The sequence below is a fragment of the Vibrio sp. FF145 genome (assembly GCF_041439075.1).
Classification (GTDB): domain Bacteria; phylum Pseudomonadota; class Gammaproteobacteria; order Enterobacterales; family Vibrionaceae; genus Vibrio; species Vibrio tasmaniensis_A.
This window is the reverse complement of the sequence record NZ_JBGONH010000084.1, coordinates 1-1,346: the sequence shown is the minus strand read 5'-3', so window position 1 is coordinate 1,346 and position 1,346 is coordinate 1. Positions and strand designations below refer to the sequence as shown.

1 protein-coding gene is annotated in these 1,346 nt (G+C 39.1%); it reads right to left on the bottom strand.

The genetic code is table 11. The features are described from left to right. Positions 1-478: 478 nt before the first annotated feature. The gene (locus ACED42_RS20865; RefSeq protein ID WP_371703988.1) at positions 479-1,141 is read right to left on the bottom strand and encodes a M23 family metallopeptidase; all 663 of its coding nucleotides are present in this window, start codon (positions 1,139-1,141) and stop codon (positions 479-481) included. Positions 1,142-1,346 lie beyond the last annotated feature (205 nt).

The following is a 1,346-nucleotide window of genomic DNA, read 5'->3' as shown; positions in this document are numbered from 1 at the left end:
CAGAATAAGAGGTTTGAAAGAGAGTGCCACAAAAAATGAAGCTCTAGCAGGCCATTTCTCAATGATGTTCTCCTTAACTATATCAAACAGTGGCGGTTCGCTGTATGGAAGCTAAAACCGACTAATCCCTACCCTCTTAGTTTCCATTTTAGTTATCGCTACAAAGTTTAATAAGACTTCCAAGTTACCAACAGTTTCCAACAGTTTCCAACAGTTTCCAACAGTTTCCAACTTAGTTACCCTAAACATGATTTCCAAACGATTGATAAAGAAAGATCACAAGTTTCCATCTTAGTTATCTGTGATCATGTAGATTTTAGATAAACAAAAGCGAACCACTTGGTTCGCTTTTTTGTTTTTGTAGTTATTTGGTTGCTAGTGAAATTTACTTAATAAAGTGACTTCGGACTTGTTTAACACTCGGGATTTAACGTTGGCTAGGCAACGCTCAATCATTATTTGTTATACGCGTATTGGATTAGTTTCGTGATAATTTAGACTTGGTTAGTAATATGAATTGTTCAGGGTCTATGTACCCTTTAAATATTGGAGGTTCTGTTGTGTATCCCCCCATCCAACGATCGGGACCAGTTTCTGGGTATCCCATACGTGACCCCATTCTTATTGAAAAATGTATATGGGCATTTACACCAATGCCAAAATCCTCTGAAGGGTCAGCTATATAACCAAGCAAATCCCCTTTTTTAATTGCCCCTTTTGAGACTAACCAGCTTTTTAATGACAGATGACCGTACAATGAATAAAGGTTTTCTTTTGGGTGATCAATAATCACAACGCCAGGATAACCGTTCATGTAACCAGAATAACTTACAACACCATCAGCAATAGCGTATACCGGCTCTCCAACTTCAGCGAAATAGTCTATGGCAGCATGATATAAATGAGGAAATCGAGAAGCAGTATTAAATGAGGCAAAACCCTGTAATTCTGAACGTGAATCCAGAGGAAATCTATATGGCTCTTTTAAATTTTCAGCAATCCCCTCTAATATCGGACGGACAAGATTAAGTTCTTCATCAACCAGCCGCTGTTTCGTGTCCGTGAGTACTTTTGAACCTAAAAATACTAAAGGCAAAATAGTAAGGGTAATGATTACAATAACTTTCTTTGATATTTCCACTATTTCCCTTCCATTGACATCGAAGCGTATACGCTGCATTAAGTTGTGAGCGGCGCTTAGCTATACTTTGAGCAAAGCGAAAACGCCAAGCGTTGCGAATCACTCTTAAATGCTTTGTTGAACGAAGCCGCTGCGCGGCAGAGTAAAACAAGTGCAAGCCATACTCTTGTCACACCATCACCCTGATGGTCGTTGACAGGAGTAA